This is a genomic window from Stenotrophomonas sp. YJH_SMC_105-26 (assembly GCF_059368915.1).
This window is the reverse complement of sequence record NZ_JCAFSD010000002.1, coordinates 423,839-446,322: the sequence shown is the minus strand read 5'-3', so window position 1 is coordinate 446,322 and position 22,484 is coordinate 423,839. Positions and strand designations below refer to the sequence as shown.

At 68.2% G+C, this 22,484-nt stretch carries 21 protein-coding genes; 15 read left to right on the top strand and 6 right to left on the bottom strand.

Features of this window, described 5'->3' with window-relative positions:
* Positions 1–10 precede the first annotated feature (10 nt).
* The 6 genes from dapE to map are packed head-to-tail and all read right to left on the bottom strand — an operon-like array spanning position 11 to position 6,901.
* Positions 11–1,138, bottom strand: a complete 1,128-nt coding sequence (gene dapE, locus AC5P7F_RS08970) for a succinyl-diaminopimelate desuccinylase (RefSeq protein WP_069117346.1) — start codon at positions 1,136–1,138, stop codon at positions 11–13.
* On the bottom strand, positions 1,135–1,506 hold the full coding sequence (locus AC5P7F_RS08965; protein ID WP_197602840.1) for a Spx/MgsR family RNA polymerase-binding regulatory protein: 372 nt from the start codon (positions 1,504–1,506) through the stop codon (positions 1,135–1,137). Before AC5P7F_RS08965 ends, dapE begins: the two co-directional genes overlap by 4 nt.
* Before the next feature lie 31 nt (positions 1,507–1,537).
* Positions 1,538–2,404, bottom strand: a complete 867-nt coding sequence (locus AC5P7F_RS08960; RefSeq protein WP_046429728.1) for a hypothetical protein — start codon at positions 2,402–2,404, stop codon at positions 1,538–1,540.
* Positions 2,405–2,406: 2 nt separating this feature from the next.
* Positions 2,407–3,486 carry a 2,3,4,5-tetrahydropyridine-2,6-dicarboxylate N-succinyltransferase gene (gene dapD / locus AC5P7F_RS08955; RefSeq protein WP_164076957.1) on the bottom strand — a complete coding sequence of 360 codons (1,080 nt, stop codon included), beginning with the start codon at positions 3,484–3,486 and terminating at the stop codon, positions 2,407–2,409.
* The gene (locus AC5P7F_RS08950; protein WP_445978323.1) at positions 3,486–6,095 is read right to left on the bottom strand and encodes a [protein-PII] uridylyltransferase; all 2,610 of its coding nucleotides are present in this window, start codon (positions 6,093–6,095) and stop codon (positions 3,486–3,488) included. Before AC5P7F_RS08950 ends, dapD begins: the two co-directional genes overlap by 1 nt.
* 20 nt (positions 6,096–6,115) lie before the next feature.
* On the bottom strand, positions 6,116–6,901 hold the full coding sequence (gene map / locus AC5P7F_RS08945) for a type I methionyl aminopeptidase (RefSeq protein WP_005412748.1): 786 nt from the start codon (positions 6,899–6,901) through the stop codon (positions 6,116–6,118).
* 230 nt (positions 6,902–7,131) lie between these two features.
* On the opposite strand from map, the gene AC5P7F_RS08940 reads away from it, so the two are divergent.
* The 15 genes from AC5P7F_RS08940 (at position 7,132) to rseP (ending at position 22,427) form a co-directional block, all read left to right on the top strand.
* Positions 7,132–7,662 (top strand): Csu type fimbrial protein, encoded by a 531-nt coding sequence (locus AC5P7F_RS08940; RefSeq protein ID WP_032956855.1) that lies wholly within the window; start codon positions 7,132–7,134, stop codon positions 7,660–7,662.
* Positions 7,662–8,411: a fimbrial biogenesis chaperone gene (locus AC5P7F_RS08935; RefSeq protein WP_049403820.1), complete on the top strand. Its 750-nt coding sequence runs from the start codon at positions 7,662–7,664 to the stop codon at positions 8,409–8,411. Before AC5P7F_RS08940 ends, AC5P7F_RS08935 begins: the two co-directional genes overlap by 1 nt.
* A gap of 7 nt (positions 8,412–8,418) precedes the next feature.
* Positions 8,419–10,788, top strand: coding sequence for a fimbria/pilus outer membrane usher protein (locus tag AC5P7F_RS08930; RefSeq protein ID WP_164076958.1), 2,370 nt, complete (start codon positions 8,419–8,421; stop codon positions 10,786–10,788).
* Positions 10,785–11,822: a Csu type fimbrial protein gene (locus tag AC5P7F_RS08925; RefSeq protein ID WP_164076959.1), complete on the top strand. Its 1,038-nt coding sequence runs from the start codon at positions 10,785–10,787 to the stop codon at positions 11,820–11,822. Before AC5P7F_RS08930 ends, AC5P7F_RS08925 begins: the two co-directional genes overlap by 4 nt.
* A 152-nt stretch (positions 11,823–11,974) precedes the next feature.
* Positions 11,975–12,190: a hypothetical protein gene (locus AC5P7F_RS08920; RefSeq protein WP_041863203.1), complete on the top strand. Its 216-nt coding sequence runs from the start codon at positions 11,975–11,977 to the stop codon at positions 12,188–12,190.
* Complete coding sequence (locus tag AC5P7F_RS08915; RefSeq protein WP_049403809.1) at positions 12,190–12,888, top strand: fimbrial biogenesis chaperone; 699 nt, start codon at positions 12,190–12,192, stop codon at positions 12,886–12,888. Before AC5P7F_RS08920 ends, AC5P7F_RS08915 begins: the two co-directional genes overlap by 1 nt.
* Positions 12,889–13,108: 220 nt before the next feature.
* Positions 13,109–13,915 (top strand): 30S ribosomal protein S2, encoded by an 807-nt coding sequence (rpsB, locus tag AC5P7F_RS08910; protein WP_005408748.1) that lies wholly within the window; start codon positions 13,109–13,111, stop codon positions 13,913–13,915.
* A 125-nt stretch (positions 13,916–14,040) separates the two neighbouring features.
* Positions 14,041–14,916, top strand: coding sequence for a translation elongation factor Ts (tsf, locus tag AC5P7F_RS08905; protein ID WP_032956847.1), 876 nt, complete (start codon positions 14,041–14,043; stop codon positions 14,914–14,916).
* A 258-nt stretch (positions 14,917–15,174) separates the two neighbouring features.
* Positions 15,175–16,713 carry a GGDEF domain-containing protein gene (locus AC5P7F_RS08900; RefSeq protein ID WP_046429719.1) on the top strand — a complete coding sequence of 513 codons (1,539 nt, stop codon included), beginning with the start codon at positions 15,175–15,177 and terminating at the stop codon, positions 16,711–16,713.
* Positions 16,714–16,834: 121 nt separating this feature from the next.
* The gene (pyrH, locus tag AC5P7F_RS08895) at positions 16,835–17,563 is read left to right on the top strand and encodes a UMP kinase (protein ID WP_014646500.1); all 729 of its coding nucleotides are present in this window, start codon (positions 16,835–16,837) and stop codon (positions 17,561–17,563) included.
* A gap of 96 nt (positions 17,564–17,659) precedes the next feature.
* Entirely contained in the window at positions 17,660–18,214 is a 555-nt protein-coding gene (frr, locus tag AC5P7F_RS08890) for a ribosome recycling factor (RefSeq protein WP_014646499.1), read from the top strand.
* A gap of 5 nt (positions 18,215–18,219) precedes the next feature.
* On the top strand, positions 18,220–18,987 hold the full coding sequence (gene uppS / locus AC5P7F_RS08885; protein ID WP_032956844.1) for a polyprenyl diphosphate synthase: 768 nt from the start codon (positions 18,220–18,222) through the stop codon (positions 18,985–18,987).
* Positions 18,984–19,820 carry a phosphatidate cytidylyltransferase gene (locus AC5P7F_RS08880; protein WP_014646497.1) on the top strand — a complete coding sequence of 279 codons (837 nt, stop codon included), beginning with the start codon at positions 18,984–18,986 and terminating at the stop codon, positions 19,818–19,820. The genes uppS and AC5P7F_RS08880 overlap by 4 nt, the downstream gene beginning before the upstream one ends.
* Before the next feature lie 2 nt (positions 19,821–19,822).
* Entirely contained in the window at positions 19,823–21,013 is a 1,191-nt protein-coding gene (locus AC5P7F_RS08875) for a 1-deoxy-D-xylulose-5-phosphate reductoisomerase (RefSeq protein ID WP_495205414.1), read from the top strand.
* 55 nt (positions 21,014–21,068) lie between these two features.
* Entirely contained in the window at positions 21,069–22,427 is a 1,359-nt protein-coding gene (gene rseP / locus AC5P7F_RS08870; protein ID WP_164076961.1) for an RIP metalloprotease RseP, read from the top strand.
* Positions 22,428–22,484: the final 57 nt, after the last annotated feature.

Genomic DNA, 22,484 nt, shown 5'->3' with positions numbered 1-22,484 from the left:
CGTCGCAGGTTCACGCCAGCAGCCGCTCCACCAGCCGCTGGTACAGCCCCGGCAATGCCTCCAGATCGGCCACGCGCACGTTCTCGTCCACCTGGTGGATGCTGGCGTTGACCGGCCCCACTTCGATGCACTGCGCGCCCAAGGGCGCGATGAAGCGGGCATCGGAGGTGCCGCCGCCGGTGCTTTCTTCCGGTGCACGGCCGATGTGCTCGGCCAGCACCGCACGCGCGGTGGCGCGCAGCGTGCCCTCCGGGGTGTAGAACGGCTCGCCGCTGCGGTGCCACTTCAGCGTGTACTGCAGGCCATGCCGTTCCAGCAGCGCGGTGATCTCCGCTTCCAGCTTCGGTGCGTCCCAGTGCGGGTTGTAGCGGATGTTGAAATCCACCTCGAGCTCGCCGGGAATCACGTTGTTGGCACCAGTACCGGCATGGATGTTGGAGACCTGCAGGCTGGTCGGCGGGAAACTTTCGTAGCCGTCATCCCAGCGCCGCGCACTCAGCTCGGCCAGGGCCGGCGCCGCCTGGTGGATCGGGTTGCGTGCCTTCTCCGGATACGCCACGTGGCCCTGCACGCCCTGCACGCGCAGCTTGGCCGACAGGCTGCCGCGACGCCCCACGCGCAGCAGGTCACCCAGCGTCGCAGTCGAGGACGGCTCGCCGGTGATGCACCAGTCGATGCGCTGGCCGCGTTCGGCGAACAGGCGTGCGACGTGGCGCACGCCATCGATGGCGTCGCCTTCCTCGTCGCTGGTCAGCAGCACCGCCAGCGTGCCGGGATGATCAGGATGCGCGGCAACGAACTGCTCGGCGGCTACCACGAACGCCGCCACGCTGCCCTTCATGTCGGCGGTGCCACGGCCGTACAGCACGCCGTCACGGATCTGCGGCATGAACGGGTCGCTGGCCCAGGCCTCACGCGGGCCCGTCGGCACCACGTCGGTATGGCCCAGCAGCACCAGTACCGGCGCGCCCTGGCCGTGGGTCGCCCACAGGTTGTCGACCTCACCCAGCCGCAGGTGATCGCACTGGAACCCGGCCTGCTTCAGGCGTGCCGCCAGCAGCGCCTGGCAACCGGCATCATCGGGCGTCACCGAGGGCCGCGCGATCAGCTCGCAGGTCAGGTCGAGCACCGCGCTCATGCGTCACCCACGCCGAAGCGGGCCTTGAAGCCGTTGTCGCTGAAGCCCTGGCTGACCGTGCCATCGGCCGTGACCACCAGCGGGCGCTTGATCAGCTGCGGGTACTCGCGCAGCAGCAGCTTCCATTCGGCCTCGGAATCGGCGGCCTTGCGGTTGTCCGGCAGCTGCCGCCAGGTGGTGGAGGACCTGTTGACCATCGCGGCCAGGCCACCCAGCTGCGCGGCCCACGCCAGCAGCATTTCCGGGCTGGGTTTGTTGTCGCGGTAGTCGACGAAGGTGTACGGCACGCCGAAGCGGTCCAGCCACTTGGTCGCCTTCTTGCAGGTATCGCAGTTCTTCAAACCGTAGACAGTGGTGCTCATGGCCATCTGTGATGCTGGAAAACAGAGGGCCAGAATCTCACAACAGGCGCTCGGACACGACCCGGAAAGGTACTCTTGGCAGCTGGAAGGCCAGCCCCTCGTGCAGCGCCACGCCCATCGCCTGCAGGCGCGGGCACTGCTGTTCGCCTTCCAGCTGCAGCGGTTGCAGCTGCGCGATGTCCACCGGCAGAGCAATGCGGGTGCTGGCCCAGCGCTGGTCGCAGGTGCGGGCGATGGCCTCGTCCTGGCAGGTCAGCAAGCGCAGCAGGGCCTGGTAGCCGCCGAAGGCCGCCGCCCACCCGGCATCGTCCCAGCCCGCAGCGCCCTGCCACTGCAGGTGCAGCGCCGGCGCACTGCCCTGCCCGCCCTCGATCAGGGTGTACCCACCGCCATCGGCGCGCACCACGTGCGCGAAGCGCACCGACAGATGCGGCTGCATGGCATCGCTGAAAGCGCGCGCGCCGGCGACGAAGGCCAGCTGGTCCATCACGTTGCGATCAAACAGCACCACCGGCGTCCCGTCCCGATCGTCGTCACGACGCAGGTACCAGCGCCAGTTGCTCTGCCGGGGAGACGGCATCAGCGAGCGCAGCGGCCCGGCCAGCGCGGGCCCGAAGTGGCCGTGCCGGTAGCTGAGGATGGTGTAGGGCGTGCGTCCGGCATGGACCACGTAGTGATGGCCTGGTGGTGGCATCGGCGCTTGGCGTACGTCGACCCACCAGCTCACGTAGACCACGTCGCGCACATCGCTTAGCAGCGCCGGCATCGGCCAGCGCCGCGACAGCGCGCGGCGCAGCCTGGTCCAGCGTGGAGCGTGCAGCAGGCGCGGCAGCATCCGCCCGAACAGGGTGTCGGACGGATGCTGGTAGATCGCGGACTGCGCCAGATCCTCCGGCGCCGTCATCTTCAGTCAGCCAGGCCGCGCAGCAGGTCGTTGACGCTGGTCTTGCTGCGGGTCTTGGCATCAACCTGCTTGACGATCACCGCGCAATACAGCGAATGGGTACCGTCCTTGCTCGGCAGCGAGCCGGACACCACCACGCTGTACGGCGGAATGTAGCCGTAGGTGACCTCGCCGGTGGCACGGTTGTAGATGCGGGTGCTCTGGCTGAGGAACACGCCCATGCCGATCACGCTGTGGTGGCCGACCACCACGCCTTCCACCACTTCCGAACGCGCACCGATGAAGCAGTGGTCCTCGATGATGGTCGGGCTGGCCTGCAGCGGCTCCAGCACGCCACCGATGCCGGCGCCGCCGGACAGATGGCAGTGCTGGCCGATCTGCGCGCAGGAACCGACGGTGGCCCAGGTGTCGACCATGGTGCCTTCGCCGACATGGGCGCCGATGTTGGTGAAGCTCGGCATCAGCACCACGTCCTTGCCGAAGTAGGTACCGCGGCGGGCGATCGCGCCTGGCACCACGCGCACGCCACCACGGCGGAACTTCGCTTCGTCATAGCCGGCGAAGCGCGATTCGACCTTGTCCCAGAACGGCGCCGGGCGTGCATCGACCACCGCCATGTCGTTGACGCGGAAATACAGCAGCACGGCTTTCTTCAGCCACTCATTGACCTTCCAGCCGCCCTGGCCGTCCGGCTCGGCGACGCGGAACTCACCGCTCTCCAGGCCGTCGATCACGCGGTTGACCAGCGGCTTGGTCGACCCTTCCAGCTCGTGCAGGGTCAAGGTGGCGCGGCGCTCGAAGGCGCTCTCGATGCCGAACTTGAGTTCTTCCACGCCTGGTGCCGACGGCTTGCGCAGCGACTTGCGGGCGATGGTTTCGGCGCGGACGGCTTCGGCGCTCCTGGCCGGGGCCGGCTTCTTCACAGCACGCTTCACTGCAGCCGTTTTCTTCGCCGGGGCCTTCGCCGCAGCGGCCTTCTTCGGCGCAGGAGTCTTCTTCGCGGCCGGTGCGGCAGCAGCGGGTTTCCGGGCCGCTGCGCTCTTGGGGGTCGCGGCGGTCTTCTTGGCGGGCTTGGTGGCCATCAGGCGGGGTCTCCGGCGTTTCGATCAGGGTCCAGGCAGGCCAGCATCGCGTCATGCAGCTGCTGCCGGGCAGGTTCAGTCAGGGGGAGGTCGTGTTCGTCACTGATCACGAAGGTGTCTTCGGCGCGTTCGCCGAACGTGGCAATGCGCGCATCATGCACGCGCAGGCCCTGGTTGCGCAGCACGAACGCCACATCGGCCAGCAGGCCGGGACGGTCGGGTGCGACCAGGGCAAATCGGGTTGCGCCCGGTTCATCGCGGAACTCGATGCGCGGGGCGAAGCGGAAGTGCCGCAGCTGCCGCGGTACCACCCGGCGCGACGGCCGCAGGCGCGACAGGTCACCGCTGAGTGCCTCGCGCAGTGCCGCTTCCAGGTTGGCACTGCTGCCATCGGCAAAGGTGTCGGCCGGGTTCACTTCGAAGGTATCGAAGATGGTGTCGGCCGGACCGTCCAGCACGCGCGCGCGATGGATGCCGTAGCCCTTGCGGTCCAGGGTCATCACGATCGCGGCAAACAGGCCATCACGGTCGGGCGAGTGCACGAACACTTCCAGCGCCGGGTCGTCGACGCTGATCCGGCGCACCTTCACCAGCGCCTGGCCCTGCTTCACCGGCACCAGTGCGGCGGCCTGCCAGGCCAGCTGCTCGGGGCGCAGGCGGATGAAGCCCTCATCCGGCATCACCGCGAACTGGCGGTCGATGGTGGCATCGTCGTAACCCTGCTCGCGCACCAGTGCGCGCACACTGTCACGTGCCTCGGCCACGCGCTCGGCGGCCGGTACCGGGTGCTCCAGCCCCTCGCGCAGCGCGCGCCGGGTGGCAAAGTACAGATCGGCCAGCAGGCGGTCCTTCCAGGCATTCCACAGTTTCGGGCTGGTGCCGGCGATGTCGGCACAGGTCAGCAGGTACAGGTAATCCAGGCGGTCGCGGCTGCCGACCAGGGTGGCGAAGCGATGGATCACCACCGGATCGGCGATGTCCTGCTTCTGCGCGGTCACCGACATGCGCAGGTGCTGTTCGACCAGCCATGCCACCAGCTCGGTATCGGTGCCACTGAGCGCATGCGCCTGGCAGAACGCGCGCGCGTCCACCGCGCCCAGCTCCGAGTGGTCGCCGCCGCGGCCCTTGGCGATGTCATGGAACAGGCCGGCCAGCAGCAGCAGTTCCGGCTTGCGCAGGCGCGGCCACACTTCGTGCGCGATCGAGAAGCGCTCGTCGGCGCGGCTGCTGGCGAACTGGCCGATGTTGCGCAGGACCATCAGCGTGTGCTGGTCGACCGTATAGACATGGAACAGGTCGAACTGCATGCGCCCGCTGACCTGGGCAAACGCGGGAATCCACTGGCCAAGCACGCCCAGCCGCGCCATGCGCGAAAGCGTATCGACCGGACGCTGGCCGCGCAGCAGGGCCAGGAACTGCTCGCGTGCATCGGCATCGGCCTGGTCATAGGCCGGCAGCAGCGGCAGCGACTCGGCCAGTGCACGCGCAGTGAGCGAATGCAGGCCGCGTACCTGCGGGTTGTTGGCCCAGCTGGAAAACAGGGCGAACACCTGGCCGATGTCGCCGCGCGGCCAGTCGGCCTCGTTGGCGGCCAGGTAACCACGGCGCAGGGAAAAACCCACGGTCAGCGGCTCCGGCTGGGCCTCGCCGTCGAACTGCTCCTCGAAGCGCTGCAGCAGCCGGTCGCTGATCCGGCGCACCACCAGCGCGGCGCGGTAGAAGCCCTGCATCATCTTCTCGACGCCGAGGTTCTCGGCATCGTCTTCGAAGCCCAGCCGCGCGGCCAGGGTCTTCTGGTAATCGAAACGCAGGCGCTCTTCCGGACGGCGCGCGACCAGGTGCAGGCCGAAGCGCAACCGCGCCAGCACTGCACGTTCGCGCTTCAACGCCGCGGCTTCGTCGGCGCCCAGGTGGCCGAGCCCGACCAGGGCCTCCAGGTCGCGCACGCCGAAGGCACGCAACGCCATCCAGCCCAGCGTATTGAGATCACGCAGGCCACCGGGGCCATCCTTCAGGTCCGGCTCCAGGTTGTCGGCGGTATCGCCGAAGCGCTGGTGGCGGTTGCGCAGCTCTTCCAGCTTGGCCAGGAAGAAGGCGCGTGCCGGCCACAGTTCGCGGTCGTCGATCGCCTCGCGCAGCGCGCGGCGCGCAGCATCATCGGCCAGGATCGGGCGCGCCTCGATCAGCGCGGTCAGCACGGTCTGGTCAGCCGCCGCCTCCCGGCACTGCAATGCAGAACGCACCGCATGGCTGACAGCCAATCCGCAGTCCCACAGCAGCGCGAACAGGCGCGCCAATGCCGCCTCGTGCGCCAGTTGTGCCGGCGGATCGCCGAACACCAGCAGGTCGATGTCCGAACGCGGGAACAGTTCACCGCGGCCATAGCCGCCGACCGCGAACAGCGACAGGCCGCTGTCGGCCGGCAGGCAGCGCTGCCAGGCCAGGCGGATCAGATGGTCGGCAGCGCGCGCGCGCAACGCCAGCAGGCGCTCGATGTTGTCGCCCTGGTCGAAGCGGCGGTACAGGCGCGCGTCGGCCTGCTGCAGCGCCTGGCGCGCGGCAGCAGCCCAATCCGGGTCGTTGAGCGACGCGGCCGGCGTGTCCAGCAGCGAACTCGCCGGCAGCATCTTCAGGAAACCTGCGACTCGCCTGGCGACAGGGTCAGCACGTCCACGCCGGTCTCGGTGACCGCGATCATGTGCTCCCACTGCGCCGACAGCTTGCGGTCCTTGGTCACCACGGTCCAGCCATCCGGCAGCACCTTGTTGTAGCGGGTGCCCTCGTTGATCATCGGCTCGATGGTGAAGGTCATGCCGGGCTGCAGCACCAGGCCCTGGCCCGGGCGGCCGTAATGCACCACCTGCGGCTCGTCGTGGTAGACCTTGCCGATGCCGTGGCCGCAGTACTCGCGCACCACGCTGAAACGCTCGCCTTCGGCGTAGCTCTGGATGGCATGGCCGATGTCGCCCAGGGTGGCGCCCGGACGCACCGCACGGATGCCGCGCCACATCGCTTCGTAAGTGGTTTCCACCAGGCGGCGGGCCATCACCGACGGGGTGCCGACGAAGTACATGCGGCTGGTGTCGCCGTGCCAGCCGTCCTTGATGACGGTGACGTCGATATTGATGATGTCGCCATCCTTGAGCACCTTCCCTTCACTGGGGATGCCGTGGCAGATGACATTGTTGACCGAGGTGCACACGGTCTTCGGGAAGCCGCGGTAGCCGACGTTGGCCGGAATGGCACCCTGCACGTTCACGATGTGGTCGTGGCAGATGCGGTCCAGTTCCTCGGTGGTGACACCGGGCTTGACGTGGGGGGTGACGATGTCGAGCACTTCGCTGGCCAGGCGGCCGGCGATGCGCATCATCTCGATTTCCTGCGGGGTTTTCAGATTCACGCTCATGGCACCCATTATCGCCGATCCGGCCGCAATCTGAACGAACGCCGCCCAACTGGCGATCCGGGCCATGCACGATTCCGGCAAGGAAAGTGAAAGCGTGATGGCCTCCACTCTTGCGCCTGCCTATTTATCACGGATTACAGACACTTACGCCTCCTAAGCTGGACCCACTGTCGTCAAAGCGGCGCCGAACGTGCCGTCTTCGCCTTGTTCAACGGACCTTCGGGTCAGGGAGGTTGTCCATGCGATCCCCAGTTCGATCCCCGCTGACATGGGTCATGGCCGGGCTGCTGCTTTCCAGCCCGGCGCTGGCCGCCGACACCACCACCTTCAACGTCACCCTGGTGGTCACCAAGGCCTGCACCATCACGGCGGCGGCCGCCACCAACGTCGACTTCGGCACGGCGGCCTCGACCACCGCCACGCCCACCCTGGGCCAGGGTACGGTGACCGCGCAGTGCTCGGCACTGACGCCCTACACGATTGCGCTGAACGCGGGCGCCAACGCCGGCACCGCCAACGACGTCACCACCCGGCGCATGAAGAACACCAATGCCGCGGTGACCGCCAACAACTATGTCGGCTACCAGCTCTACCAGGATGCCGCACATACCCTGGTCTGGGGCGCCACAACCGGCACCAATACCCAGGCCGGCATCGGCACTGGCCTGGCCGTGCCCTACATCGTCTATGGCCAGATCCTGAACCTGAGCACCAACAACCCGGCCACCGGTAACTACCTGGATACGGTTACCGCCACGATCACCTATTGATGGAGCACGCCCGCATGGCCGGACCCCGCCCGTGGCGCGCCACCGGCGTGGCGCTGCTCGCCCTGTACCTGCTGGCCCCCGCCGGTGCCGGCGCCACCAGCCTGCAGGTCGCCCCGACCAGCCTGCAGCTGGAAGCCCGCCAGCGTGCCGGCGAGCTGTGGCTGACCAACAGCGGCACCTCACCGGTGACGCTGCAGGTGCGCGTGTTCCGCTGGGTGCAGCAGGACGGCCAGGAACAGCTGCTGCCCACCGATGAAGTGATGGCCACGCCGCCGATGCAGGAACTGGCCGCCGGCCAGCAGCAGCTGGTGCGGGTGATGCGTCCGGACAGCGAGCCACCGCCTGCACAGCGGCACTACCGGCTGATCGTGGACGAGGTACCCGACCTGGCCACCCGTGCCGAGGGCATGCAGTTCGTGCTGCGCTATTCGATCCCGGTATTCGTGCAGCCTTCGGCCGGCCGCCTGGCCCCACGGCTGCAGGCGCACCTGGTGAAACTGGCGGACGGCCGCAATGGCGTGGAAGTCGCCAATACGGGCGACAGCTACGCACAGATCGCCGATCTTGCGCTGGGCAGCGCCGCGCGCCCGCGCATTGTCCATCCCGGGCTGCTGGGCTACGTGCTGCCGGGCCAGGTGATGCGCTGGCCGATCGAACGCACGGCGATCGACCGCGACAACGACCAGATCACGGCCAAGCTCAATGGCGAGTCGGAACAGACGCCACTGTCGCCCCCACCGGCTCGCTGAGGCGTTGATGGGCGCGCTGTTGGCGGCCCTGGCTCCCGCGGCGACCGAGGCCGCCGATGTGTCCGGCGTGGCGGCCGTTGATGTATCCGGCGTGTCGGCCGATGCCATCCTGCCTCCCCCGACCCCGCTGACCGCCAGCCAGGCGCTGTACCTGGATGTGTCGCTCAACAGCACCCCGCGCGGCCTGCTGCCATTCACCGAGAACCGCGGCCGGCTGCAGGCCAGCCCCGAAGTGCTGCGCCAGCTTGGCTTCAACGCCAGCGGCGATGCGCCGGTCTACCTGGACCAGATCAGCGGTGCGGTGGTGCGCTATGACGCGCACATGCAGACCCTGGCACTGGACGTGCCGCTGGACCAGCTCATCCTGCCCACCACCGTGCTCAGCCGCCCGCAGACGCGCGCGCCCACCGGCAGTGCCTCGCCCGGCGCGCTGCTCAACTACGACGTCTACGCCAGCCGGGTGGACACGCTCAGCAACCTCAGCCTGAGCGCGGAGCTGCGCGTGTTCGGTATCGGCAACGGCACCTTCGAAAACACCGCCATCAGCCGCCGCTACCAGCAACCCGGCGACCGCCATTGGCGCGGCGAGAGCGTGCGCCTGGACACACGCTGGAGCCTGGATTTCCCGGACAGTGCAACCACGCTGGAGGTCGGTGACTTCTACAGCGGCTTCGTCGACTGGACCCGCCCGGTTCGCCTGGGCGGCCTGCAGATCGGCCGCAACTACGGCCTGCAGCCCTACCGCGTGCTCACGCCCACGCCCAGCTTCCTCGGCCAGGCGGTGGTGCCCTCCACGGTCGAGTTGTATGTCGATGGCCTGCGCCAGTACAGCGGCCAGGTGCCGGTCGGGCCCTTCCAGCTGGCGGCGCAGCCCGGCATCAGCGGCACCGGTAACGCGCAGGTGGTGGTGACCGATGCGTTCGGCCGCATGCAGACGCTGGATTTCAGTTTCTATGGCACCCAGCAGCTGCTGGCCAGGGGCCTTTCGGACTGGTCGGCCGGCGTCGGCCACCTGCGCGAGGACTTTGGCCAGCGCTCCTTCGCCTATGACGATCGCACGGTGGCCAGTGCCAGCTGGCGCGGCGGTGTCACCGACACGTTCACCGGCGAGGCGCATGCCGAAGGCGGCGGCGGCCTGGCCCAGGCCGGTGTCGGTGGCTGGTGGCTGCTCGGCGCCGCTGGCGTGTTCAATGCCGCCTATGCGCACAGCGGCTACCACGGCCTGCAGGGTGGGCAATGGGCACTGGGCTACAGCTGGAACAACCGTCGCTTCAACGTCAATCTGCGCAGCGTACGCAGCCATGGCGATTACCGCGACCTCGGCGCACTGCAGGGCAACCTGCCGCCGAGCATCAGCGAGCAGGCCACGCTCGGCCTGGACCTGCTGCGGCTGGGCACGCTCAGCGCCAGCTATCTGCGCCTGCGCTACCCGGATGGAGACGACAACCGCTATGCCAGCCTGTTCTGGTCACGTACCTGGAGCCAGCGCTGGTCGGCCTATCTTTCGGTAAACCAGAACCTGGACCGCAGCGACGACCGCAGCATCTACCTGTCGGTGACTGCCAGCCTGGGCAACAACCGCCAGGCCAGCCTTTCGAGCCAGCGCAACGGCGACAGCCAGAGCTGGGTGGCGGACGTGACCCAGCCAGTGCCGGGCGATGGCAGCGCCGGCGGCGTCGGCTGGCGCGCGCAGCTGCGCCACGGCGAGGACGGCAACGGCGGCCTGGCCGAGGTCGGCATCCTCAACGATGTCGGTCGCTACTCGTTCGGCGCCTCGCGCCAGGGTGGACTCAACTATGCCTACGCCAGCGCCAGCGGCAGCCTGGTGTGGATGGGCGGGCACACCTTCGCCACGCGCGAGGTGTCCGATGCGTTCGCGGTGATCAGCACCAATGGGGTGGGTGGCGTCCCGGTGCGGCTGGAGAACCGCCTGATCGGCGTCACCGATGATCGCGGCCTGCTGCTGGTCAGTCCGTTGCTGTCCTGGCAGCGCAACCGGGTCTCAATCGACACCCTGGACCTGCCCGAAGACATGCGCGCCGACCGCATCGAGGACTGGGTGACCCCGCGCCAGCGCGCCGGCACCCGCGTGACCTTCCAGCTGCGCTCGCGGCCGTCACTGAGCCTGACCCTGCTGGCAATGGACGGCCAGCCTCTGGAGGTCGGCAGCGAGGTGCGGTTGCCCGATGGCCGCCAGGCCACGGTCGGCTACGACGGCCTGCTCTATCTGGAAGACGTTGCCGCCGGCAGCGTGCTGTACGTCACCACCAGCCGCGGCCCCTGCCGCGTGAAAGTGCCGGACCTGCCCAAGGTGGTGGCGTCCGGCGCACGGCCGAAGCCGGCGCCGCAGCAGTGCATCCCGGAGGTGGCGCCATGAGGGTGCTGCTGCTCGTCCTGCTGCTCTGGGCCGGCCTGCTGGCAGCGGCGCCCGCCGGTGCCACCGCGGTCTGCACGGCGGTCGCCAATCCGACCCTGCCGTTCGGCAACATCAACAGCAATGCACCCGGCCCGAGTACGGCCAACCTCAACATCACGGTGACCTGCACCACCGCCGCGCTGAGCCTGCTGGCCACCACCGGCGTGCGCGTCTGCGTGGGCATCGGCGCAGGCAGTGGCGGCGGCAGCAGTTCCACCTTCCGCACGATGGCCACCTCCAGCAGTGACACCCTGAATTTCCAGCTGTACAACAACGCCAGCTTCGGCCAGGTCACCGGACTGGTGCCGCGCGGCACGCCACCTGCGCAGGAACTGACCATGACCTACAACGTGCCGCTGGTGACGGGCGGCAGCGGTGCGCAGTCCATACAGCTGTTCGGGCAGATCCCGGCCAACCAGATCCTGGCCTCCGGCGCGTACAGCAGCACCTTCAGCGGGGCCAACGTGGTCCTGACCTGGGCCTGGAACGAAGTCCTGCTCGGTACCGCCACCGTGCCCGCCACCTGCAATGGCGGCGCCACCGGCACCAACAGCGCCAGTGCAGCCTTCAGCTTCACCGCCACCGCCAACGTGCTGCCGCAATGTGGCAGCTACGTCACCACCACCATGGACTTCGGCAACGTCACCGGCGGCATTCCGGCCAACATCGACCGGACCGCCACCCTCACCCTGACCTGCCTGAAGAACACTGCCTTCCAGGTCGGCCTCGACAACGGCCAGAACAATCCCACTGCCACCACCACCCGGCGCATGGCCACCACCCTCGGCGGAAGCACCTATTACCTCGCCTACGAGCTCTACCGGGACTCGGCGCGGAGCCTGCGCTGGGGCAATACCCTGACCGTCGACACGGCCAGCGGCACCGGTACCGGCAGCGCGCAGCAGCTGACCATCCATGGCCGGGTGCCGCCGGTCAGTGGCCAGCCGCCGGCCGGCACCTACAACGACCTGGTGACGGTGACGATCACCTACTGACCGGCGTGCCGACCAACGGTCGGCACCCACCGGACGAAGGCCGTGCCGAGCGCCGGCTCGGCGCTACAGTTCCAGCACATCCCGCCGATACCGCGCAGCAAGTCTTTCAGCATGGTGGATGGCAGGTGGTTCGCACATTCCTGATCGGGGCGATGCTGGTCGCCAGCCTGCCGGCATGGGCCGAACCCAGCAGCCCCCTGCAGATCCGGCTGACCGTGGTTGAATCCTGCAGCGACGATGGCGGCGGCATCCGCTGCCCGGCACCGCACCAGCGCAGTGACGCACCCCAGGCGCCGCGCCAAGTCCGCGAGCTCGCACCACCGGCGACGGACGAGAACGCAACACCCTCCGTGACCCTCATCTACTGATGCGCGCGTTGCTGATCCTGCTGGCACTGCTGCTGGCACTGCCTGCCGCAGCGCTGGAGCTGTTGCCGACCACCCTGCAGCTGCCGGCCCAGGGCGGCAGCGCCGAACTGTGGTTGCACAACCCCGGGCCCGGCCGCTGGCAGGGCCAGGTGCAGGTGCTGGCGTGGGATCAGCAGCTGGACGCCGAACGACTGCACCCCAGCGACCAGATCCGGGTCAGCCCGGCGCGGCTGGACCTGGCCCCCGGCAGCACCCAGCGCGTCTGGCTGTTGCCGGGCGATCCGCCAGCGGCGGCCGCTGAACAGGCCTATCGGGTCGTACTGGCACCGACGTTGCCGGGGTTGCCGCGCTATTCGCTGCCGCTTTTCCGCGGCCCAGCGGGGCCAGCACTGCAGGCCCGGCTGCTGGGCCGCGTCGAGGCCCACGGGTCTCTGGCCGTACTGCGACTCAGCAATGCCGGTACCCTGCACGGCCGCCTGCACGATCTGCGCTTCATCACGGCGGACGGCCAGGCAACGCTGCTGACGGCTGGCCTGGCCGGCTACATTCTGGCGGGCCATGAACGCCGCTGGCCCCTGCCTGCCCGCGCCGATGGCTATGCAGGCGGCCGCTTCCAGGCACGCCTGCAGGACGGCCGCGAGGTCGATCTGGCCGCAACTGACCCTGCAATTGCAGCAAGCGCCCCCAGCGGGCTATAATCGACCGGATTCCTGCCGCCAGCGTGCGCGCGAACCCGTCCACACCGGACGTCACCGGTGAATCCACACCTGCTGCCCCCATCCGTGCCGGGGTGCTCCGCAAGGAGTTCGGCCACGGAGGCAACAGGGAAGCCCAACCCCGGAACCGATCGCGCTTCCACGCGTCCCGCATACTTATCCCCGCGGGCGGATTCGCTGGTTCCATATCAGGAGTATTGCAATGCCCCAGGTCACCATGCGTCAGATGCTGGAAGCCGGCGTCCACTTCGGCCACCAGACCCGCTACTGGAACCCGAAGATGGCTCCGTACATCTTCGGCGCCCGCGGCAAGATCCACATCATCAACCTGGAAAAGACCGTCCCGCTGTTCAATGACGCGATGAACTTCATCTCGTCGGTTGCCCAGAAGCGCGGCACCGTCCTGTTCCTGGGCACCAAGCGCAGCGCCCGCGAAACCATCAAGGAAGAAGCCGAGCGTTGCGGCATGCCGTTCATGAACCAACGTTGGCTGGGTGGCACCCTGACCAACTTCCGTACCGTCAAGCAGTCGGTTGCCCGCCTGAAGGAACTGGAAGCCGGTGAAACCGACGGCACCTTCGAGAAGCTGGTCAAGCACGAAGTGCTGGGCCTGCGTCGCGAGCGCGACAAGCTGGAAGCCTCGCTGGGCGGCATCAAGGACATGAACCGCCTGCCGGACGCCATCTTCGTGATCGACATCGGCCACGAAGACATCGCGATCAAGGAAGCCAAGAAGCTGGGCATCCCGGTCATCGCCGTGGTCGACACCAACTACAACCCGGAACTGGTTGATTACGCCATCCCGGGCAACGACGACGCCATCCGCGCTGTGCAGTTGTACGCCCGCGCCGCTGCCGACGCCGTGCTGGAAGGCAAGGCGGCTGCCCCGCACGCCGCTTCGGTGCGCGAGGAAGAATTCGCTGAAGCCGCTGCTGAAGGCGAAGAGAAGCCGGCCCGCCGCGCTCCGGCCAAGAAGGCTGCCAAGAAGGGCGACGACGCCCAGGCCTGATCCAGGCCCCGGGTGGACGCCCGGCGTCCACCCTCCCTGCACGCAGCCATCGGCGCGTGACAGGACCGTGTCACACGGGCCGGCCACCATGCCGGCCCAACCCCTTTCTTTCGTGAGGTAATCCCGTGGAAATCACTGCTTCCCTGGTCAAGGAACTGCGCGAGCGCACCGGCGCCGGCATGATGGAATGCAAGAAGGCGCTTACCGAAGCCAACGGCGACATCAACGCCGCTGCTGAAGCCATGCGCAAGTCCGGCGCCGCCAAGGCCGACAAGAAGGCTGACCGCGTGGCCGCCGAAGGCCGCCTGGGCCTGGCCCAGGACGGCGGCAAGGCCGTGCTGGTCGAAGTCAACTCGGAAACCGACTTCGTCGCCAACGATGACAACTTCAAGTCCTTCGTCAACGCCGTCGCCGCTGCTGCCCTGGCATCGGGCGCCAACGACGTCGAAGCCGTGAAGGCCGCCACGCTGGCCGACGGCCGTACCGTCGAGGAAGCCCGCGCCACCGCCGTGCAGACCCTGGGTGAGAACATCCAGATCCGCCGCATGGTCAAGGTCGACACCACCGGCAACATCGGTGCCTACGTCCACACCAACGGCAAGGTCGGCGTGCTGGTCGACCTGATCGGCGGCGACGTCGAGCTGGCCCGTGGCCTGGCCATGCACGTGGCCGCGCTGAAGCCGCCGCACAACAAGGCTGCGGACGTCCCGGCCGAGTTCGTCGAGAAGGAAAAGGAAATCGAGCTGGCCAAGATGACCGATAAGGACAAGGCCAAGCCGGCCGACATCCTGGAAAAGATCATCAGCGGCAAGATCAACAAGATCGTCAGCGACGTGACCCTGTACGGCCAGACCTACGTGCTGGGCGACACCACCGTCGAGCAGGTGGTCAAGGCCGCCGGCGCCGACGTGGCAGGCTTCAAGCTGCTGATCGTCGGCGAAGGCATCGAGAAGGTGGTGGAAGACTACGCCGCCGAAGTTGCCAAGGCGATGCAGGTCTGATTCCAGCCTTCCGGCTGTGAAGCGACCAGAAGGAGCCGCGGGAAACCGCGGCTCTTTTTTTATGCATGGGCCCAGGGATCAACCCATGGCCCACCGGTGGGTGCGCACCGTTGGTGCGCACAACCGGCACCTTTGCGTTGCGCGCGAATCAAGCCGATACTCGGCGCAGGGAATCCACAGTCATTTAGCAGGAACGAAAATCGCGGACTGTGATGCATTCCTAGGTATTCTTGTCCTAATGGAATTGAACGACCCGACATGCCTCCCGAGCTGACAGCTGCCCTGGCGCTCTGCCGCAACCTGCCTTCGCCACCCGGTATTGCCCTGCGCATCATCGAACTGGCCCAGGACCCGGAAGCGGACATCGCCACCGCTGCCGACATCATCGCCATCGACATGGCGCTGAGCGCTCGCATGCTGCGCATCGCCAATTCGCCGCTGTACGCCAGCCGCCGCCGGATCGAGAACCTCGGCCAGGCGCTGACCATGCTGGGCCTGAACGCCACGATCAGCCTCGCCCTCGGCTTCACTGTCACCCAGGGCCTGACCGGCGGCACCGGCGCCGACCACGACCTGCGCCAGCGCGCGTGGAAGCGCAGCATCCTCAGCGCCCTGGCTGCCAGCCAGCTGGGCCAGGCGCGCGGCCTGCGCCGGCTGGAAGAACTGATGCTGGCCGGCCTGCTGCAGGACCTGGGCGTACTGTGCCTGGCCCAGGCCGAGTCGGAGCGCTACCTGCCGCTGCTGCGCGAGGCACGCGACAACATCGACCTGGTCGCCCGCGAACGCGAGGAACTGGGCTGCAGCCATGCCGAGGTCGGCGCGTGGGTGGCCGAGCAATGGGGCCTGCCCCGCTACCTGGTGGAGAGCATCAGCCACAGCGAGGACGAGGACGCCGCCGAATCGCCGTTCCAGGCCTGCGTGCAGCTGTCCGGCGCGGTGGCCGACATCTGGCTGGACAGCGACGCCGACGCCGCGCGTGAGCGCGCCCTGCAGCAGGTGCACGACCGCCTGGAGCTGGACAGCGCGCGCTTCGACCAGGTCCTCGCCCGCATCAGTGAAGCCCTGCCCGACATCGCCAGCCTGTTTGATGCCGGCCTCAATTCCCCGGCGCGGGTGCGCGAGCTGATCGATCACGCGCAGGAGCTGGCCACGCTGCGCAACCTGCGCGAACTGCAGGACGCCGACCAGGCACGACGCCGCGCCGACGAGTTCGAGGCGCGCGCCAAGCGCCTCGCCGACCAGGCCCATCGTGACGCGTTGACCGGCGTGCTCAACCGCCGCCAGCTGGAAGCGGTGCTGGAGCAGGAATTCCTGCGCGCCGGCCGCCAGGGCTGGCCATTGTCGGTGGCCTTCATCGACCTGGACGACTTCAAGAAGATCAACGACGCCCACGGCCACCTGACCGGCGACGAGGTACTGCGCGCCTTCGCCGGCAAGCTGCAGGGCCAGCTGCGCAACAGTGACACCGTCGCCCGCTTCGGCGGCGAGGAATTCGTCGCGCTGCTGCCAAACACCAGCGAAAGCGTGGCCCTGGACGTGATCCGCCGGGTGCTGGCCAACATCGTCGCCACGCCGATGGCCGAGCTGGAGGGCGGGCCGCTGTTCGTCACCTTCTCCGCCGGCGTGGCCACCCAGGGTGGCTACGAGCGCTTCGCCGACGTGCAGGACCTGCTGCGCGCAGCCGACGACGTGCTGTACCGCTCCAAGAACCTGGGCCGCAACCGGGTGATCGCCCGCTCGCCAGGTGCCCTCGGCCACGACGAGCTGTCGGCCACCGCTGGCGCCGAGCTGGGCTGAACGGGAAGCCCCGTTTGACCGCGGCGAACGACCGGATTCTGCGCCGCAGTGCACAAAACACTTTGGCACGACGCCGCATGCGCGTAGAATCGCCCGCGATTTCCACGCACCCGAGGTCCTCATGTCCAAGCTCGCCTATCGCCGCATCCTTCTGAAACTGTCCGGGGAGGCGCTGATGGGAGACGAGGACTACGGCATCGACCCGAAGGTCATCAATCGCCTGGCCCGCGAGGTCATCGAAGCCCAGCAGGCCGGTGCCGAAGTGGCGCTGGTGATCGGGGGCGGCAACATCTTCCGCGGCGCCGGCCTGGCCGCCGGCGGCATGGACCGGGTCACCGGCGACCAGATGGGCATGCTGGCCACGGTCATCAACGCCCTGGCCATGCAGGATGCCCTCGAGAAGCTGGGCGCCAAGGCCCGCGTGATGAGCGCGATCAAGATCAACGACGTGTGCGAGGACTACATCCGCCGCCGCGCCATCCGCCACCTGGAAAAGGGCCGCCTGGTGATCTTCGCCGCCGGCGTCGGCAGCCCGTTCTTCACCACCGATTCCGGCGCCGCCCTGCGCGCGATCGAGATCGGCGCCGACCTGCTGCTGAAGGCCACCAAGGTCGATGGCGTGTACGACAAGGACCCGAACAAGCACAGCGATGCGGTCCGCTTCGACAGCCTGAGCTACGACGAAGTGATCCGCCGCGGCCTGGAAGTGATGGACACGGCGGCCTTCGCATTGGCCCGCGACAGCGACCTGCCGATGCGCGTGTTCGACATGGGCCAGCCGGGCGAGCTGCTGAAGATCCTCAACGGCGCGAACATCGGCACCCTGGTCCAGGGCCGCGACCCGGCCTGAGCCTGAGCGCAAAGCGGCGATCGGGCCGATTCAGGCCCGGCAGCGTCCCGTATTCGCCTATAATCGCCCGATTCCAGATACATCCAGGACCGGGCGATGCTCAACGACATCAAGAACAACGCGCAGACGCGCATGGCCAAGAGCATCGACGCTCTGAAGCACACCCTCACCTCCATCCGGACCGGGCGTGCCACGCCTGCCCTGCTGGACCGCGTGACGGTCAGTGCCTATGGCAACGCCAGCACCCCGCTGAACCAGGTTGCCTCGATCTCCAACGCCGACGCGCACTCGCTGCTGGTCACGCCGTTCGACAAGGGCATGATCAAGGAGATCGAAAAGGGGCTCTACAACGCCGAGTTCACCCCGAACACCCTCGGCACCGCGATCCGCATCAACATGCCGCCGCCGACCGAAGAGCGCCGCAAGGAGCTGGCCAAGCAGGTGCAGAAGGAAGGTGAAGGCGCCAAGATCGCGATCCGCAACATCCGTCAGGACGCGAACAAGGAAATCGCCAAGCTGGTCAAGGACAAGGCGATCAGCGAAGACGAGAAGAAGCGCGGCGAAGACGACATCCAGAAGCTGACCGACGCCAACATCAAGGACGTCGACAAGGTCGTCGCCGACAAGGAAAAAGAACTGCTGTCGGTCTGAAGTCGATGCCTTCAGCCCCGCCTCCGTTACCGGCCGCCCTGCCCCGCCACATTGCCATCATCATGGATGGCAATGGGCGCTGGGCACAGCAGCGCCGTCGCCCCCGCGTGATCGGCCACCGTGCCGGCGCGCGCGCGGTCAACCGCACCATCGAGCGCTGCCTTGAACTGGGCATTCCGGCGCTGACCCTGTTCGCCTTCTCCAGCGAGAACTGGGGCCGGCCGCAGGAGGAAGTGGATGCGTTGATGAAGCTGTTCCTCGGCGCGCTCGACCGCGAGGTGGACGAGCTGCACCGGCGCGGCGTGCGCGTACGCTTCATCGGCGAACGCGAGCGCTTCGGTGCCGGGCTGGTCAGCCGCATGCAGCTGGCCGAACAGCGCACCGCCGACAACACCACCCTGACCCTGTCGATCGCGGCCAGCTATGGCGGCCGCCAGGACATCGCCCGCGCCGCGCGCGCCCTGGCCGTCGAAGTGGCGGCCGGTCGCCTGTTGCCCGAGCAGATCGACGAATCGCTGCTGGGCAGCCAGGTCGCCCTTGCCGACCTGCCGCCGCCGGACCTGTTCATCCGCACCGGCGGCGACACCCGCATCAGCAACTTCCTGCTGTGGCAGCTGGCCTACACCGAGCTGTGGTTCACCGAGGCCCTGTGGCCGGACTTCGATGCCGGGCAGCTGCAGCAGGCGCTGGACGCCTATGCCGGCCGCGAGCGTCGTTTCGGCCTGACCAGCGCCCAGATTGCCGCACTGGCCACCGAGACTTCCAGCCCATGACCAAGACCCGAGTCCTCGCCGCGCTGATCATGGCGCCGGTTGCCATTGCGGCGATCCTGCTGCTGCCCACGCAATGGCTGGCCGCCGCCGCCGCTGCGGTGCTGCTGATCGGCCTGTGGGAATGGCTGAAGCTGGCCGGTATCGAAGACACCCTGGCACGCACCGTACTTCTGGTGCTGAACCTGCTGCTGATGGTGCTGCTGGTCTGGGCCGATGGCAGTACGCTGGTGCTGTTCCAGATAACCACGCTGGCCGGCGTTGCCTGGTGGCTGGCCGCGCTGGTCTGGCTGCGCTTCTTCAATTTCGGTGCACAGCCGTCGGCGCCCTCGCGCATCCTGAAGATGCTGGCCGGCACGCTTGCCATCGTGCCCGCCTGGGCCGCGCTGGTGCTGATCCATGCCGGTGGCGATCCGCCGGGCAAGCAGGGCCACCTGTGGCTGCTGGCTGCACTGGCACTGGTGTGGGCGGCCGACTCGGGCGCCTACTTCGCCGGCCGCCATTTCGGCAAGCACAAGCTGGCCCCGCGGATCAGCCCCAACAAGACCTGGGAAGGCCTGTTCGGCGGCCTGTTGGCCGGTGTCGCCGTGGCCGTCGGCCTGGGCTGGCTGGCCGGGATCGATACCGCACACCTGCCGGGCCTGCTGATCACCGCGGTCGTGGCCGTGTTCGCCTCGGTGCTGGGTGACCTGTTCGAGAGCCTCATCAAGCGCCACGCGGGCGCCAAGGATTCGGGCCACCTGATCCCGGGCCATGGCGGCGTGCTCGACCGGGTCGACGGCGTCCTCGCCGCCGTCCCGGTGTTCGCGCTGGGCAAGGAAATCTTCGGGTTCTGACCATGAATGCTGCTGCAGACCTGCGCCGGGTCGCCGTATTCGGCGCCACCGGCTCGATCGGTGCCTCCACGCTGGACGTGATCGCCCGCCACCCGCAGCGCTACCAGGCGACCGTGCTCGCCGCCGGACGCCAGGTGCAGGGGCTGCTGGCGTTGTGCCGCCAGCACAAGCCCGCGCACGCGGTGATCGCCGACGAATCGCTGTTCGCCGAACTGCGTGACGGCCTGCGCGACGCCGGACTGGCCACCGAAGCCCATGCCGGCCATGCCGCGTTGGACCAGCTGGCCGCCAGCGACGCCTGCGATACCGTGGTCGCGGCCATCGTCGGCGCTGCCGGCCTGTCCTCGACCCTGGCCGCGGCCGCCGCCGGCAAGCGCATCCTGCTGGCCAACAAGGAATCGCTGGTGCTGGCCGGCGAACTGCTGACCCGTACCGCCGAACGTGCCGGCGCCGAAATCATCCCGATCGACAGCGAACACAGCGCCATCTTCCAGTGCCTGCGCTCGCGCGACGCCAGCGTCGACGGCGCCGGCGTGCGCCGGATCCTGCTGTCCGCCTCCGGCGGCCCGTTCCGTGGCCGCAGCCGCGCCCAACTGGCCCAGGTCACCCCGGCCCAGGCCGTTGCCCACCCGAAGTGGTCGATGGGACCGAAGATCTCGGTCGATTCGGCGACGTTGATGAACAAGGGCCTGGAAGTCATCGAGGCCCACCACCTGTTCGGCGTGCCCGGTGAGCGCATCGAAGTGCTGGTGCACCCGCAGAGCCTGGTCCATTCGCTGGTCGAGTTCGTCGACGGCTCGACCCTGGCGCAGATGGGCCTGCCGGACATGCGCACCACTCTCGCCGTTGGCCTGGGCTGGCCACAGCGCATCGAATCGGGCGTGGCCGGGCTGGACCTGCTGGCCCAGGGCCGGCTGGATTTCGAGGCCCCGGACACCGACGCCTTCCCCTGCCTGGCCCTGGCCTGGCAGGCCATGCAGGCCGGCGGCACCGCACCGGCGGTGCTGAATGCTGCCAACGAGGAGGCGGTTTCAGCGTTTCTTCAGGGCCGGATCGGTTTCCTGACGATCCCGGCGCTGGTTGCTAACGCTCTTTCAACACTGCCGACGCAAGCAGCCGATACACTGGAGGTCCTGTTGTCCGCCGACCAGCGGGCACGCCAGCTCACCCTGAACGCCATCGACGCCGCCTGAACGACCGCCTCGCCCAGCATGACGCCGCCGCCCCTGCCCGCCACTGTGAGCCTGCATGACTGACTTCATCGGATCGGTCTGGTGGATGATTGTCAGCCTCGGGCTGCTGGTCACGTTCCACGAGTTCGGGCATTACTGGGTCGGGCGCCTGTGCGGGGTCAAGATCCTGCGTTTCTCGGTCGGCTTCGGCCGGCCGCTGTGGTCGCGCCGCGACCGGCATGGTACCGAGTTCGCCATCGCCGCCATTCCGCTGGGTGGCTACGTGAAGTTCCTCGACGAACGCGAGGTCGAAGTCCACCCGCACGAGCGCGGCCAGGCCTTCAACCACAAGACCGTCTGGCAGCGCATCGCGATCGTTGCCGCCGGCCCGATCGCCAACCTGCTGCTGTGCATCCTCCTGCTGTGGGCGATGTTCGTGATCGGCAAGCAGGATTACTCGCCCACCGTCGGCCGCGTCAGCGGCATCGCCGCCAGTTCCGGCCTGGCCAGCGGCGACCGCGTGCTGCGCGTGGACGACCGCCAGGTAGTCACCCTCGGCGAGGCCAGCATGGCACTGACCGCGGCCGCGATGGACCGCCGCGACGTGAAGCTGGAAGTGCTGGATACGGCCGACCAGGTGCGCACGCGCACGCTGCCGCTGTCGCAGCTGCCGCCGGGTTTCGATGAGCGGCGGGTGCCGATCCTGGCTGGCATGTACTGGCAGTCGTGGCTGCAGCCCGCGCTGGTCGAGTCGCTCACCACGGACTCCGTGGTGGCCGGGCAACTGCAGCCGGGCGACCTGATCGTGGCCATTGACGGCCAGCGCATCGACGGCGCCGACCAGGTGATCGGCGAGATCCAGGCGCTGGGCCGTGCCGGTGGCCCGGGCATGATCGAGGTCCTGCGTGGCGGCGAGCGCCTGGCGCTGGAAGTGACGCCACGCAAGGGCCAGGACGCCAAGGGCGGCCCCACGTGGCAGATCGGCGTTCAGTTCCCGACCAAGTTCAGCCCCCCCTACGACACCCTCCTGCGCTACGGCCCCCTGGACTCGGTCACCGTCGCGGTACGCGAAACCGGGCGCCTGGCGGCCGACTCGCTGGGCATGATGGGCCGCATCGTCACCGGCAAGGCCTCGCTTCAGAACGTTTCCGGGCCGGTCACCATCGCCCGCGTGGCCAATGTCTCGGCCAAGCGCGGCCTCGACTGGTTCCTGCAGTTCCTTGCCCTGCTGTCCCTCAGCCTGTGCATCATCAACCTGCTGCCGATCCCGATCTTGGACGGCGGCCACCTGCTGTATTACCTTATCGAGTTGGTCAAGGGCAGCCCGCTGAGCGAGCGTGCCATCGCCGCCGGCCAATACATCGGCCTGGCGTTGCTGGCCGGGCTGATGGGGTTGGCGTTCTACAACGACATCCTCGGCCTGGTCCCGCGATGAACTTTTCCATGTTGTTGCCGTCTACAGCGTCGGCATCCCGCACCAATGAAATCGACC